This is a genomic window from Rhodococcus pseudokoreensis, from assembly GCF_017068395.1.
Taxonomy (GTDB): domain Bacteria; phylum Actinomycetota; class Actinomycetes; order Mycobacteriales; family Mycobacteriaceae; genus Rhodococcus_F; species Rhodococcus_F pseudokoreensis.
In genome coordinates this window covers 1789243-1803702 of record NZ_CP070619.1, presented here as the reverse complement: position 1 = coordinate 1803702, position 14460 = coordinate 1789243, and the positions used below count along the sequence as shown (strand labels likewise).

Here is a 14460-nt window from a genome sequence, read left to right as displayed (position 1 = left end):
TGACCTATGACGACCGCCCAGGAATCCTCGTCCCTCGGCCTGCAGCGTTCGCGACCGCGGGTCGTCATCGTCGGGGGAGGGTTCGGCGGCATCTACGCGGCCCGCCGGCTCCGCGGCGTCGACGTGGACGTCACCCTGCTCGACCGCGGAACCAGCCACGTCTTCCAGCCGCTGCTGTACCAGTGCGCGACTGGCCTGCTGTCCGAGGGCGAGATCAGCAGCCCGCTGCGCCACCTGCTGCGCGGGGTCCGCAACGTGCACGTCGCCCTCGGCGAGGCGCAGGGCATCGACGCGGTCGGCCGGGTCCTGACCGCCAGCCGATTCGACGGCTCCACGTTCGAACTTCCCTACGACTACCTGATCGTCGCGGCGGGCATGCGGCAGGCGTACCACGGGCACGACGAGTACATCCAGTGGGCGCCGGGGATGAAGACCCTCGACGACGCACTCGCCATTCGCCGAAAACTGATCTGCGCCTTCGAGATGGCCGAATCGCTGCCCACCGCGGAGGAACGCAGGCCGTGGCTGACGTTCGCCGTCGCGGGCGGGGGACCCACCGGCGTCGAACTGGCAGGCCAGATCCGGGAACTCGCAATGCACGCCCTCGCCAACGAGTTCCAGTCCATCGATCCCTGCGAGGCCCGGGTGCTGCTGTTCCACGGCGGCGACCGCGTTCTGCAGTCGTTCAACCGGAAACTGTCCGCGGCGGCGCAGCGGACCCTGGACAAGGTCGGCGTCGAAACGCACCTCGGCGTGCACGTCACCGACGTCTGCGAGACCAGCATCGAGACCACCGCCAAGAACGCGGCCCGCACCAAGAAGCGCTACGGGGCCCGCACGGTCCTGTGGACCGCGGGCGTCGAGGCCGTGCCGTTCGCCGCCGCTCTCGCGAATGCGCTCGGCGTCAAGCAGATTCAGGGCGGGCGCATCGCCGTCGAACCCGACCTCACGGTGCCCGGACATCCGAACGTCTGGGTGATCGGCGACCTGATGTCGCTGAACGACCTCCCCGGTGTGGCCGAGGTCGCGATGCAGGGCGGCAGGCACGTCGGAGGGTGCATCGCCCGCACGATCGAGGGCGGAACACCCGACCGCAAACCCTTCAAGTACCGCGACCTCGGCAGCGCCGCGTACATCGCCCGCAGGCATGCACTGCTCCAGGCCGGCCCGATCCGGATGTCCGGGTTCCTGGGCTGGGTGTCCTGGGGTGCCATCCACATCGCGTTCCTCGCCGGGTACCGCAACCGGTTCGGCACCCTGCTCAACTGGGCGGTCACGCTGGCGTCGCGGACGCGACGGGAGCGGGCGATCACATACGGCGATCCGGAGTCGGCGCGGCAGCCGTACACCGATCTCACGACCGAGTCCATAGCCGTTACCAGGCCCGAGCGGTGAGCCCGTGCCGGGCGAGGACCTCGCCCGCCCGCTCGCGGAGGGCCGCGCGGTCCGGGCTGTCCAGCGACTCGAGCGCGAGGGAGTAGCTGCCGCCGAAGCGGCTGAGATAGGCGGACAGCCGGGTGCGGCTGGTCACGACACCCGGGTGCACGGCGCGGGTCGCGATGCCGGTGGTCCGGTGACCACCGATCGTGACGAGCGCGTCGGGCAGCGGTCCGATGTTGGAACACAGCACGTCGCGCTCGCCGGGGTTGCCGGTGAGGGCGTGCGCCACCCGGTCGGGCACCAGTTGCAGCATTTCCTCCGGGAAACCGGCCGGGCTCGTCATCGCGGGTGCGGAGAACGCCGCACGGCTTTTCGCCCGCACGTCCCCGACGGTGTCCTTCGGGGACATGTCCACCTCGACCAGGGCGACGGAGTTCGCGGTGCCCGTCGGGTCGCCTTGGCCGCGCAGATCCATCGGAACGCTGATCGTCAGCGGCCGGGTCTCGCCGTCCCGCCGCGCCAACTCGGCCACCACTGCCAGGAAGAGGCTGTTCGGGGTGCCGCCCGCCTGCTCCGCGACGGCGTCCCACCGCTCGGCGTCCACGTCCAGCACCACCCCCACAGGTGAGTGGCAAAGAGTGCCGGGGGACGCTTTGCCACTCACGTGCAGGAAGCGGCGCAGTTCCGCGCGACGGGACCCGCTGACCACCAGACCGGCGACCGCACGGGCCGTCCCCTCCGTCACGCGGCGCGCGAGCCGGGTGGCGTCCCACATGTCCGCGACCGCGCCGTCCGCGCCACTCGCGTCCGACGTCGGCACGCCCTGCAGGGCCGCCGCGATCGCGGCCGCCAGTCCGCGTGCGTCCGCGATCACGTGGGAACACACCAGCGACAGCACCGTGCCCCCGCCGGCCGGACGTGCGCAGGCCAGCCGCCAGCCCGGACCGCGCTCGGGGTCCACCGGCAACGAGGCCTGCTCGTCTGCCCAGGCCAGGACCGCGCCTGCCTCGATCTCCGCGTATTCGACGGGAAAGGCGTCCGCGCTCGGCTCGAACCGGGGCCGCGCGCCGGGGACCCGCGGGCGCACCACCCGCCTGCCCAGCGGTCCCCGCGTGAGGTCGGCGATCAGGGAATCGAGAGTCGCGGCGTCCACCCTGCCGTCGGTGCGCCACAGTCCCTGCATCACGATCGGCGTTCCCCACCCCCGGTGGGTGCGCAGGAACATCTCGTCGACGACGCTCAATCGGGCGCTCACCAGCGAAGTGTACGACCGGTTGCGTCGGTCGCCGGAGGTCGGCCTCTGGACAACCGGCGCATACTGGAAGTGCAGCGCTGTACGGGACCGCACACGGAGAACACCATGGTTAGCGTCGAGAAATGGAAGGTGTGGGGTTCCGTCGTGGAGGTCGACGTCACCGAGGGCGCTGCCCTTCCGGAGGCCGCAGCGCTGATCGCGGCCGTCATCGACGAGGCCGAATCGGTCTGCGACATCCACCGCGGCGACGCGGAGATCCACGCCGTGAACCTGTCCCAGGGTGCGCCGGTCAAGGTCAGCAGGCGGATGTCCGCACTGCTGCGTTCTGCGCTCTGGGCGGCCCGGATGACCGACGGGGTGGTGAACCCGCTCGCCACCGAATCCCCCGACGAGGACCTGATCCCCACCGTGCACCCGGAACCCAGTTTCCTCGACGTCCAGATCGACGACGACGTCGTGTTCGCGCCGTGGGGCGCGTCGTTCGACATCACCGACACCGCCAAGGCCGACACGGTGGATCGGGCGGCGGAACTGGTCGCCCGGCAGCTAGAGTGCGGGGCCGCCGTGCGTATCGGCGACGTCATCGCGACGGCCGGGCACTGTCCCGCCGGCGGGTGGCAGATCCCGGTGCCCGGCGACGGCGAGGTCGAACTGGTGAACGGGACGGCGATGGCGACGGCGGTCGCGCCGCCGGTCACCGAACCACCCACCGCCACCGAATGGGAGACGGTGACGGTGATCGCTGACGACGCACTCTGGGCGTATGCGGCCAGCGTCGCCGCCCTCGCCCGCGGCATCGGCGCGATCCGGTGGATCGAACAGCACGAACTGCGCGCCCGGCTGGTGGACCGCTCCGGCCGGGTCTACACCACCGAGAGCTGGTGAGTCAGGCCCGTCCGCGCTGACGGCGGTACCAGCGCACCAGGCTGTCCGTCGACGAATCGCTCTGCGCGGCGGGCTCTTCCGCGGCGGTGAGCACCGGCTGCAGCTCCACGGCCTGGGTTTTGCCGAGTTCGACACCCCACTGGTCGAACGAGTCGATGCCCCACACGACACCCTCGACGAACACCTGGTGCTCGTACAGGGCGATCAGCTGCCCGATCACCGACGGCGTGAGCTTCGGCGCGAGGATCGTCGTGGACGGCCGGTTGCCGGGCATGACCTTGTGTGGCACCAGCTCTTCCGGGGTGCCTTCGGCCGCGATCTCCTCGGCCGTCTTGCCGAACGCCAGGACCTTCGTCTGCGCGAAGAAGTTGCTCATCAGCAGGTCGTGCATGCTGCCCGTGCCGTCGGCGGTGGGCAGGTCGTCGGTGGGCTCGCCGAAACCGATGAAATCGGCAGGCACGAGCCGCGTGCCCTGGTGCAGGAGCTGGTAGAAGGCGTGCTGACCGTTGGTTCCGGGTTCGCCCCAGAAGATCTCGCCGGTGGACGCGGGGACGGGGGAGCCGTCGGCGCGGACCGACTTGCCGTTCGATTCCATCGTCAACTGCTGCAGATAGGCCGCGAACCGCACGAGGTCGTTGGAATACGGCAGCACGGCACGGGATTCGGCGCCGAAGAAGTTCGAGTACCAGAGTCCGATCAGGCCGAGCAGGACCGGCGCGTTCTCCTCGAGCGGCGCCGTCCGGAAATGCTCGTCCACGGCGTGGAATCCGGCAAGGAACTCTGCGAACCGTTCCTTGCCGATCGCCGCCATCACCGACAGTCCGATGGCGGAATCGACCGAGTACCGGCCGCCGACCCAATCCCAGAATCCGAACATGTTGGCCGTGTCGATGCCGAACTCCGCCACCCGGTCCGCGTGGGTCGAGACTGCGACGAAATGCTTTGCGACCGCTTCGTTTCCGAGGCCCAGGCCGCCGAGCAGCCACCGCCGGGCGGCCGTGGCGTTGGTGAGCGTCTCGAGGGTCGAGAACGTCTTGGACGCCACGATGAACAGGGTGGTGGCCGGGTCGAGGCCGTTCAGGCTGCGCACCAGGTCGGCGGGATCGACGTTGGAGATGAACCGGACGCTGATGCCGGCGTCGGCGTAGTGCCGCAGCGCGCGGTACACCATCACCGGACCCAGATCCGATCCGCCGATGCCGATGTTGACGACGGTCTTGATTCGCTCGCCCGTCGCGCCGCGCCATTCGCCGGAGCGCACCCGATCGGTGAAATCGCCCATGCGATCGAGGACGTCGTGGACGTCGGCAACGACGTCCTGACCGTCGACGACGAGAGACGCGTCGGCAGGCAGCCTCAGCGCGGTGTGGAGGACGGCGCGGTCCTCGGACGTATTGATGTGCTCGCCCGCGAACATCGCGTCACGGCGGGCCTCCAGGTCGACGCTGCGCGCCAACTCGAGCAGCAACCCGATCGTGTCGCGGTCGATGCGGTGCTTGCTGTAGTCGATGTACAGGTCGCCGGCCGAGACGGTGAGTTCCTGTCCGCGTGCCGGGTCCTTCTCGAAGAGCTCTCGAAGATGGACGGTCTGAATCTGGGCGTGATGATCACGCAATTTCTGCCAGGCCGCGGTTCCGGTGATGTCTGAGCTCACGAGATTCGAGCTTAATGCCCGCGCGTCGAAACTTCCGTGCGAACTTCGGTGCGGCGCATGATGGACGTCATGGATGCTGTCGAACTCATGCGAACCGTTCCCACGACCCTCTTCCTCGGTGGCGAGAAGCGCGACGCCGAGAACGGTGCCACGTTCACCGTTTTCGACCCGGCCACCGGCGACGCCCTCACCGAGGTGGCGGATGCCAGTCCGGGCGACGCGATGAAGGCGCTCGACGCCGCGGTGGCGGTGCAGCGGGAGTGGGCGGCCACCCCGGCACGGGAGCGCGGGGAACTGCTGCGCGCGGTGTTCGAGAAGATCACCGCCCGGGCCGACGACTTCGCGCTGCTGATGACGCTGGAGATGGGCAAGGCGCTGCCGGAGAGCGCGGCGGAGGTCAAGTACGGCGCCGAGTTCTTCCGGTGGTTCAGCGAGGAAGCGGTGCGCATCGCCGGCCGCTACACCCCGGCCCCAGCGGGCAACGGGCGCATCCTGGTGACCAAGCAGCCCGTCGGGCCGTGTCTGGCGATCACGCCGTGGAACTTCCCGCTCGCGATGGGCACCCGCAAGATCGGGCCCGCCCTGGCCGCCGGCTGCACGATGATCGTCAAACCTGCCTCCGAGACGCCGCTGACGATGCTGCTGCTCGCCGAGGTCATGGCCGACGCGGGACTGCCGAAGGGCGTCCTGTCCGTGCTGCCGACGTCGAAGTCGGGCGAGGTGACCGGTCCGCTGATCGACGACCCGCGACTGCGGAAGCTCACGTTCACGGGCTCGACCGGGGTGGGGCGGATGCTCGTCGAGAAGTCGGCGAAGGGGCTGCTGCGCACCTCGATGGAACTCGGCGGGAACGCGCCCTTCGTGGTATTCGACGACGCGGACGTCGACAAGGCGGTGGCGGGCGCCCTCCTCGCCAAGATGCGCAACGGTGGCGAGGCCTGCACCGCGGCCAATCGGTTCCACGTCGCGAACAGTGTGCGGGAGGAATTCACCGCCAAACTCGTCGACAAGCTGTCCTCGTACAAGCTGGGCCCCGGCACGGACAGCGACACGACGCTCGGCCCGCTGATCAACGCGGACCAGCTCGAGAAGGTCGGGGAACTGGTACAGGACGCCGTCGGCGCGGGTGCCCGGGTGCGGCTCGGTGGCGTCGCCCCGGAAGGTCCCGGCTACTTCTACCCGGCGACGGTGCTGGACGAGATTCCCGCCCAGGCGCGGATCCTGAAGGAGGAGGTGTTCGGGCCGGTGGCCGCGATCGCCGGGTTCGACACAGAGGAGGAGGGGATCGCCGCCGCCAACGACACGGAGTTCGGGCTGGCGGCGTACATCTTCACCCGCGACCTGGATCGTGCGCTCCGGGTGGCCGACGCCATAGAATCGGGCATGGTCGGCGTCAACCGCGGGGTCATCTCGGACACCGCTGCCCCCTTCGGCGGCGTCAAAGCGTCAGGCTTCGGGCGCGAAGGGGGCAGTGAAGGCATCGAGGAGTACCTGGAGACCAAGTACGTGGCACTCGAACCGTGACGACCGCCATCGGGGGACGGGCAGCCGTTTCGGGAAACTCAGTGACCGAGGCGGCCGCGCCCGAGGCGCAGCAGCAGCATGGCGAGCGTGTGGCCTTCCTGGCCCAGCTCGTTGAACCGCTCGAGCACCTTCATCTCACGGCTGTGGACGAGGCGGGGACCGCCGGACGCCATCCGGGTGCGCCCGATGAGCTGCGAGACCTCGGCACGGCGCTTGATCGCGGCGAGAATCTCGGCGTCGAGCTTGTCGATCTCCTGGCGGAGAACCTCGATCTCGGCCTCGCTGGTGGGCACAGCGGTTTCCTTGGCGGCTGAAGCGACGGTCTGAGTGCTCATTGGTTCGTCTCCCTCTTGTCAGAACTTGGATCGTTGTTTTGGCTCGAGTCGTTACCGATCCAGGCTCATTTGACGAAAAAAGCCCCGGATCCGGTGCGGACCTCGGGGCTCGTGAGCTGTTCAGTTCACGGGCACCGGAGGCCGGTACCCGTAAAAAAATCGCCACAGGGGGCGCGACGGCGGACTGAACATACGTACCAGTTTGCCATGGCGGCACCGCGCAGGCCAAGCCGCTGTGACGCTGTCGGTACACGCCGGTAAGTTGGATACCTGATGAACACTATCTCCGGCACCGCTTCTCCCCTGAGCGCCGAGTCGACTCCGCCCGCCGCCGCGCCGGCGCGCACGGGGTCCGACGCGCTCCTCCAGGGCCTCAACCCACCGCAACGGGAAGCGGTCGTGCACGCCGGATCTCCGCTGCTGATCGTCGCCGGCGCGGGCTCGGGCAAGACGGCTGTGCTCACCCGCCGCATCGCCTATCTGCTGGCCGAGCGGGGGGTGATGCCCGGGCAGATCCTGGCCATCACGTTCACCAACAAGGCCGCCGCCGAGATGCGGGAGCGGGTCGCCCACCTCGTCGGCCCCCGGGCGAACAGCATGTGGGTGTCCACGTTCCACGCGAGCTGTGTGCGGATCCTCCGGGCCCAGGCGGCGCTGCTTCCGGGCCTCAACTCGAACTTCTCCATCTACGACGCGGACGATTCGCGGCGACTGCTGACGATGATCGCCAAGGATCTGAACATCGACACCAAGCGCTACTCGGCGCGGCTGCTCGCCACCCACATCTCGAATCTCAAGAACGAGTTGATCGACCCGGAGCAGGCGAGCGCCGACGCCGACAAGGAGCCGGCGGAACTGCCGCGGCTGATCGCCAAGGTGTACGGCCACTACCAGCAGCGGTTGCGGTCGGCGAACGCACTGGACTTCGACGACCTGATCGGCGAGACGGTCGCGATGCTGCAGGCGTTCCCCCAGGTGGCCGAGTACTACCGCCGACGGTTCCGGCACGTGCTGGTCGACGAGTACCAGGACACGAACCACGCCCAGTACATGCTGGTGCGGGAACTGGTCGGCGGCATCGCGGACGGCGAGGACGCGGACCATCGGGTCACCCCGGCCGAGCTGTGTGTGGTGGGCGACGCGGATCAGTCGATCTACGCGTTCCGCGGCGCCACGATCCGCAACATCGAGGAGTTCGAGCGCGACTACCCGGACGCCCGCACCATCCTGCTGGAGCAGAACTACCGCTCCACCCAGAACATCCTGTCGGCGGCCAACTCGGTGATCTCGAAGAACACCGGCCGGCGCGAGAAGCGGCTGTGGACGGATTCGGGCGAGGGTGAGCTCATCACCGGGTACGTCGCGGACAACGAGCACGACGAGGCGTCGTTCGTGGCGTCCGAGATCGACAAACTCGTCGATTCGGGCGATGCCAAGTTCGGTGACGTCGCCGTCTTCTACCGCACCAACAACTCGTCCCGCGCGCTCGAAGAGATCTTCATCCGGCTCGGCGTTCCGTACAAGGTCGTCGGCGGGGTGCGGTTCTACGAGCGCAAGGAGGTGCGCGACATCGTCGCGTATCTGCGGGTTCTCGCCAACGAGGACGACACCGTCAGCCTGCGCCGGATCCTCAACACCCCGCGCCGCGGCATCGGCGACCGCGCGGAGGCGTGTGTGGCCGTCCACTCCGAACAGCGGGGCATAAGCTTCGCCGAGGCGCTGCGGGACGGTGGGGAGGGCCGGGTGCGGCTGCTCAACACCCGCTCCCAGAAGGCCATCGCGTCGTTCCTCGAGCTGATGGACGGACTGCGGGTGCTGATGCCGCCCGAGACCACGGCCGACGACATCGTCCCCGACCAGCTCGGCGACATCGGCGACGTCGTGGAGGCGGTTTTGGAGCGGACGGGCTACCGCGCCGAACTCGCGGCGAGCAGCGACCCGCAGGACGGGGCGCGCCTCGACAACCTCAACGAACTCGTCAGCGTGGCGCGGGAGTTCAGCTCCGACGCGCGGAACGCCGCAGGGCTGGTGGAGCCGACGGAGGACGGCGACGTCGACGCCAGGGACGGCGAACCCGACCCCGGTTCCCTCGCCGCGTTCCTCGAGCGGGTGTCCCTCGTCGCGGACTCCGACCAGCTGCCCGACAACGACGAGGGCGTCGTCACGCTGATGACCCTGCACACCGCGAAGGGGCTCGAGTTCCCCGTCGTCTTCGTCACCGGGTGGGAAGACGGCCAGTTCCCGCACATGCGGGCGCTCGGCGACCCCGCGGAACTGTCGGAGGAGCGGCGGCTCGCCTATGTGGGCATCACCCGGGCCCGGCAGCGGCTGTACCTGACGCGGGCCGTCATGCGATCGGCGTGGGGTCAGCCCATCCAGAACCCGGAGTCGCGGTTCCTGCAGGAGATCCCGTCGGATCTCGTGCACTGGCGCCGCGAGGACCCGGGCCCCCGCATGGGTTCCGGTGGTGCGATCGGCGGTGGCCGCGCGCGCGGATCGGGATACGGGCAGGGGTTCGGCGGCGGTTCCGGTTACGGCGGCGGGTCGGCGAGCACCCCGAGCTTCGGCGCCGCGCGCTCCCGCAACAACAACCTGGTCCTCGCGGTCGGCGACCGGGTCAGTCACGACAAGTACGGCCTCGGCACGGTCCTCGAGACCAAGGGAGCCGGGCCGACCGCGACGGTCACCATCGACTTCGGCAGCGCGGGCAAGGTCCGGCTGATGCTGATCGGTGGCGTCCCGATGATCAAGCTGTAGAGACACGAAACACGACTGCGGCGCATGCAATGCATGCGCCGCAGTCGTGTTGTGTTCGGGGGTGGTGCCGAGATCAGTCCATTTCGGGGCCGAGGCTGATGCCGCGGGAGGCCAGCCAGGGCAGGGGATCGATCTTGTTCTCGCCGGCGAGGTGCACCTCGAAGTGCAGGTGCGGGCCGGTGGAGAAGCCGCGGTTGCCGACGGTCGCGATCTGGTCGCCCGCCATGACCTTCTGGCCGACGGTGACGGTGGAGGTGTTGATGTGGCCGTAGACGGTGATGGTGCCGTCGGCGTGCTTGAGGCGGACCCACATGCCGAACCCGGAAGCCGGACCCGAGTCGATGACCTCGCCGTCGGCGACGGCCACGATGGGGGTCCCGATAGGGGCGGCGATGTCGACGCCCGCGTGCAGGGTGCCCCAGCGGGTTCCGAAGTTGGAGGTGAAGGTTCCCACGGCGGGGAGGAGGAACAGGGGGCGGCGGGCAGCGGCTTCGCGGGCGGCGCGCTCTTCGCTGAAACGCTGTCCCTTGGCGAGCAGGTTGCTGAACTGCGACAGGTCGGTCGGGTTCGCGATGTTGAGGACCTGCGGGGCGCTCGAATCGGCGGCGGCGGTGTCGGCGACCGTGGAGTACTGCGCGGCCTGCGGCTCTGCGGTGGTTCCGATGGCGCTCGACTCGTCACTGGCGAGGGCGACCTCGGAGTGATCGGAGGAGCTGGACGATCCGCTGGTGACTGCGGCCTGGCCTGCGGCGACTACGGCGCCCGCTGCGACTGCGAGGACAGCGGCGCGGCCTTTGAGAGCTGAGGGGGGAGTCGGGATGCGGTGGGCTCCGCGGCGGGAATGGGAGGGTGCGCCCTCGAAGGACTCGGAACCGCTGCGGGGGATGAAGCCGGGGATCTCGGACTCGGTGTCGACGGTCTCGATGCCGTTGCCGGTGTCGACGCTGTCGTGGGTGGAGCGTGTGGACTGCGAATTGCGGAAGAACATGCTGGAAATCTCAGAACTAGCGGTCTCGGGATAATGCTCGACCGACTGTGGGGGATACGTGGGCTCGACTTCGTCGTTGTGACCCCGCAACTCGTCATCGTGGTGACTCACAAAACGGCTGGCCGTGAACTGGCTGCGATGGTGCATACGCCCGTCCGTCCTCCTGCTCGTGACCTGCCTGTGACTAAGACCTTGGCGACGGTAACGAAACGGTTGCGATGCGCGCAACCTGTAACGCAGAGGAACGGCTACATGTGACCGGCATCACAAACTGAGCTGGGGAAACGTCGAACGCGCCTTTCGTCTCGGTTCAATCTCGCCCGTGCGCACGCGTGTCACAACCCGGGGGAAGTGGTGGGTAAGGGCTAGCGTCGGCCTGTGGCGTCATCAACTCGATCCCCGGACGGGCGCAGGGCCGAGCCCGAACGCATTCCTTCGTCCGGCGGCACCGGCTTGACGGCCGTCGACGAGCCCGATCCCGTCCGCGCGCGCCGGGGGACCGTGCTCGCGGTCGTGCTGGGCATCGTCGGCGGTTTGGGAGTGGCGTCGGCGCCCGTCCTGCAGGCCGTCCGCGCGGTCGACGGGGCGGCAGCGCCGTCCGCGATCGGCGCGGCAGCGGTGTGGGCCGCCGTCTTCGCCGTCGCGGCACCGGTTCTGGCCGTTCCCGCGGTTCTCGCCCGCCGCACCGCGGTGGCCGGGGCATTGCTGGCCGGTGCAGGCGCCGTGTCCGTCGGCGCCGCCGTCCTCGACACGCAGCTGTGGTCGGATGCCATCGACGCCAACCGGCTCGAACTGTTCCGGCCCGACACGGCAGCCGAATTGGCCGCCGGGACCGGCGCCTACGCCGCCCTCGCCGGGCACACGTTGATCGCCTTCGCGGGCCTGCTCGGCATGGTCGCCGTGCACCGGGCTTCCCTGATGGACGGGTACGGCGACGCTCGCAGCGCCGAACAGGTCGGGCGCGCGACGGGCGCCCGCATCGGCTTCCTGCCGTCCGCCGTCGCGGTGGCCGCCGCCGTCGTCCTCGTCGGCGCGCTGTTTGCTCCCGCCTTCGTGTCCGAGGACCCCGTCATCCTCGTCCCGACCGTCGTCGAGTCGGACCTCGCCGCGTCCGCGGGCGCCGGGATCCTGGCGGCGTCCGTCCTGATCGTCGTCGCCTCGGCGCTGGCCTCGATTTCGCCCCCCGTCGCGTCGGGTGCGCTCGTCGGGGCAGGCCTGGCCGCGCTCGGCGTGGTCGGGACGCGTCTGGTCGCGGGACTCGCCGCCGGCGAACGGATCCAGCCCGGTCCCGGCGCGGTGTGGGGGACCGTCGGCGCCGGGCTCCTGGTGCTCGTCGGCGTCTGCATCCCGATGATCGACCGGACCCGCGACGGCAGGATCCTGAAGACGCTCGCCGCCTCGCCGTCCGCGCCGGCGCAGGGCGGCCCGGCCAAGCCGGGGGCGGTCACCCCGTCCGCGAAGGGCGTCGCCAAGGCGGCGCTGCGAGCCGAGGCCGCCGCGGCGCGCGCCCGGATCGCGCGATGGCACGTCGCCGCCGGGGTCACCGGAATCGTCACCGCCCTACTGGCCGCCGCCGGGGCGCTGCTCCCCGTCCTCGACATCCCCGGCGACACGGCACGCCCCGACGTCTACGCCACCCGGGTCGTGCTCGTCGCGGCCCTCGTCCTCGTCGTCGGCTGCGTCTGGCTGCTGCTGTCGGAGTTCGCGTCGGCCGTCCGGCCGGCGGTCGGTGTGCTGTGGGTGACGATCCCCTACTCCGTCGCCGCCGTGTCGCAGTCCGTGGTGCTCGCCACCGACGTGCCGGGCATCGGCGCCGGAATCGGTGCCGTGCTGCTGTGGTGCGCAGCCGTCACCGCGGGTGTCACCGGGGTGCTGACGTGGTTCGCGGGCTCGGCGGAACGCGAGGAGATCGACACGTCCGAGGAGCCGTCCACCTCGATCGCGGTCCTCGCGGTCGGCGGCCTCGGTGCCGTCGCCGCGTTCGCCGGACTGGGACTGCCCCTCTTCCACGGGACCGACGCACGCGGCGACGAGTACGCGCCGGCGTCGTTCGCGGAGGTCCCGTGGAACCTCGACGTGTGGGGGCGGGTGCTGCTCGGCGTCGCGGTCGTCCTCGCAGTGATAGTTGCCTCACGTGCCCGGCCCGCCAGGGCGGTCGCGTTGTTGCTCGGTTCGGCCGTTGCCGTGGGCGTATACCTCGTGTCGTGGCCGCTGACCGTCGCCCGGGTCACCGACCCCGAAATGGGGGCCGGTGTCGTCCCGGCAACGGTGGGCATAGTGTTGATTGCGGCTGCCGCGGCCCTCACTGCACGCCGCAGAAATCGGTGAGGTCCGCCCCGTTTGCAGCGGTGAGGCCCGCCTCAGTGCGTGATATCGCGTGATGTGGACCACATAGCAGACACGCGGGCGCAGAGCGGGCCCGGCAACTGGTTAAAGTCCAAAACAGACCCGCTCCTACCCCTCGAGCGGGTGTCAACGCAGACGAGACGGTGAGCAGATGGATCTCTTCGAATACCAGGCGAAGGAACTCTTCGCCAAGCACGAGGTGCCGACTTCGGCTGGGCGTGTTACCGACACGGTGGCCGGCGCACGCGAGATTGCCGAAGAAATCGGCAAGCCCGTGATGGTCAAGGCGCAGGTCAAGGTCGGCGGCCGCGGCAAGGCGGGTGGCGTCAAGTACTCCGCCGACGTCGATGCAGCGCAGGCCAACGCCGAGGCGATCCTGGGCCTCGACATCAAGGGTCACGTCGTCAAGAAGCTGCTGGTCGCAGAGGCGAGTGACATCGCCGAGGAGTACTACATCTCCTTCCTGCTCGACCGCACCAACCGCACCTACCTGGCCATGTGCTCGGTGGAGGGTGGCGTCGAGATCGAGGTCACCGCCGAGGAGAACCCCGACGCACTCGCGAAGATCCCCGTGGACGCCGTCAAGGGCGTCGACCTCGCGTTCGCGCGCAGCATCGCCGAGGCAGGAAAGCTGCCCGCCGAGGTGCTCGACGCTGCGGCCGTGACGATCCAGAAGCTGTGGGAGGTCTTCATCAACGAAGACGCTCTCCTCGTCGAGGTCAACCCGCTCGTCCGCACGCCCGGTGACGAGATCCTCGCGCTCGACGGCAAGGTCACGCTGGACGAGAACGCCTCGTTCCGTCAGCCCGGCCACGAGGCGTTCGAGGACCGGGACGCCACCGACCCGCTCGAGCTCAAGGCCAAGGAAAACGACCTCAACTACGTCAAGCTCGACGGCGAGGTCGGCATCATCGGTAACGGCGCCGGCCTGGTCATGTCGACCCTGGACGTCGTCGCCTACGCAGGTGAGAAGCACGGTGGCGTGAAGCCCGCCAACTTCCTCGACATCGGTGGCGGCGCCTCCGCAGAGGTCATGGCGAACGGCCTGGACGTCATCCTGAACGACGCGCAGGTCAAGAGCGTGTTCGTGAACGTTTTCGGTGGCATCACCGCGTGTGACGCGGTCGCCAACGGCATCGTCGGCGCCCTGAAGACGCTGGGTGACGAGGCCAACAAGCCGCTGGTCGTCCGCCTGGACGGCAACAACGTCGAAGAGGGTCGTCGTATCCTCGCCGAGGCCGCCCACCCGCTGGTCACGGTCGTCGGAACCATGGACGAGGCTGCCGACAAGGCCGCCGAGCTGGCCTTCGCCGCAAAGTAAAGGGACTTAAATCAC

The 14460-nt window shown here is 69.3% G+C and carries 10 protein-coding genes; 6 read left to right on the top strand and 4 right to left on the bottom strand.

All coding sequences use genetic code 11. The annotated features are described in order from the left end of the window. Nucleotides 1-6 precede the first annotated feature (6 nt). The gene (locus tag JWS13_RS13750) at nt 7-1395 is read left to right on the top strand and encodes an NAD(P)/FAD-dependent oxidoreductase (RefSeq protein WP_124389192.1); all 1389 of its coding nucleotides are present in this window, start codon (nt 7-9) and stop codon (nt 1393-1395) included. On the opposite strand, the gene JWS13_RS13745 is transcribed toward JWS13_RS13750, so the two are convergent. After that, entirely contained in the window at nt 1376-2635 is a 1260-nt protein-coding gene (locus tag JWS13_RS13745) for a hypothetical protein (protein WP_206005976.1), read from the bottom strand. The genes JWS13_RS13750 and JWS13_RS13745 overlap by 20 nt on opposite strands. A 105-nt stretch (nt 2636-2740) precedes the next feature. Here JWS13_RS13745 and JWS13_RS13740 point away from each other — a divergent pair, with 105 nt between their 5' ends. Then, on the top strand, nt 2741-3520 hold the full coding sequence (locus JWS13_RS13740; protein ID WP_206005975.1) for an FAD:protein FMN transferase: 780 nt from the start codon (nt 2741-2743) through the stop codon (nt 3518-3520). A 1-nt stretch (nt 3521) separates the two neighbouring features. On the opposite strand, the gene pgi is transcribed toward JWS13_RS13740, so the two are convergent. Beyond that, nucleotides 3522-5174, bottom strand: a complete 1653-nt coding sequence (gene pgi, locus JWS13_RS13735) for a glucose-6-phosphate isomerase (protein WP_124389194.1) — start codon at nt 5172-5174, stop codon at nt 3522-3524. 69 nt (nt 5175-5243) lie between these two features. On the opposite strand from pgi, the gene JWS13_RS13730 reads away from it, so the two are divergent. Then, a complete protein-coding gene (locus tag JWS13_RS13730; RefSeq protein WP_206005974.1) occupies nt 5244-6698 on the top strand; it encodes an NAD-dependent succinate-semialdehyde dehydrogenase in 1455 nt (484 codons plus the stop codon). A gap of 38 nt (nt 6699-6736) precedes the next feature. On the opposite strand, the gene JWS13_RS13725 is transcribed toward JWS13_RS13730, so the two are convergent. After that, complete coding sequence (locus JWS13_RS13725; protein WP_005238528.1) at nt 6737-7033, bottom strand: chorismate mutase; 297 nt, start codon at nt 7031-7033, stop codon at nt 6737-6739. A 273-nt stretch (nt 7034-7306) separates the two neighbouring features. On the opposite strand from JWS13_RS13725, the gene pcrA reads away from it, so the two are divergent. Next, on the top strand, nt 7307-9790 hold the full coding sequence (gene pcrA / locus JWS13_RS13720) for a DNA helicase PcrA (RefSeq protein WP_206005973.1): 2484 nt from the start codon (nt 7307-7309) through the stop codon (nt 9788-9790). 73 nt (nt 9791-9863) lie between these two features. Here pcrA and JWS13_RS13715 read toward each other — a convergent pair whose 3' ends face one another. Next, nucleotides 9864-10925 (bottom strand): M23 family metallopeptidase, encoded by a 1062-nt coding sequence (locus JWS13_RS13715; protein WP_206005972.1) that lies wholly within the window; start codon nt 10923-10925, stop codon nt 9864-9866. A 231-nt stretch (nt 10926-11156) separates the two neighbouring features. Between JWS13_RS13715 and JWS13_RS13710 the strand changes: the two genes are divergently transcribed. Both JWS13_RS13710 and sucC read left to right on the top strand, forming a co-directional pair. Next, nucleotides 11157-13106, top strand: a complete 1950-nt coding sequence (locus tag JWS13_RS13710; RefSeq protein WP_206005971.1) for a hypothetical protein — start codon at nt 11157-11159, stop codon at nt 13104-13106. A 169-nt stretch (nt 13107-13275) separates the two neighbouring features. Beyond that, nucleotides 13276-14445, top strand: coding sequence for an ADP-forming succinate--CoA ligase subunit beta (gene sucC / locus JWS13_RS13705; RefSeq protein ID WP_124389199.1), 1170 nt, complete (start codon nt 13276-13278; stop codon nt 14443-14445). The last annotated feature ends 15 nt before the right edge of the window (nt 14446-14460 follow it).

What these genes read in the sequence shown, in the direction of transcription:
- JWS13_RS13750 (WP_124389192.1), top strand. Translation starts at nt 7, where the DNA reads ATGACGACCGCCCAGGAATCCTCGTCCCTCGGCCTGCAGCGTTCGCGA.
- JWS13_RS13740 (WP_206005975.1), top strand. Translation starts at nt 2,741, where the DNA reads ATGGTTAGCGTCGAGAAATGGAAGGTGTGGGGTTCCGTCGTGGAGGTC.
- JWS13_RS13730 (WP_206005974.1), top strand. Translation starts at nt 5,244, where the DNA reads ATGGATGCTGTCGAACTCATGCGAACCGTTCCCACGACCCTCTTCCTC.
- JWS13_RS13725 (WP_005238528.1), bottom strand. Translation starts at nt 7,033, where the DNA reads ATGAGCACTCAGACCGTCGCTTCAGCCGCCAAGGAAACCGCTGTGCCC.
- pcrA (WP_206005973.1), top strand. Translation starts at nt 7,307, where the DNA reads ATGAACACTATCTCCGGCACCGCTTCTCCCCTGAGCGCCGAGTCGACT.
- JWS13_RS13715 (WP_206005972.1), bottom strand. Translation starts at nt 10,925, where the DNA reads ATGCACCATCGCAGCCAGTTCACGGCCAGCCGTTTTGTGAGTCACCAC.
- sucC (WP_124389199.1), top strand. Translation starts at nt 13,276, where the DNA reads ATGGATCTCTTCGAATACCAGGCGAAGGAACTCTTCGCCAAGCACGAG.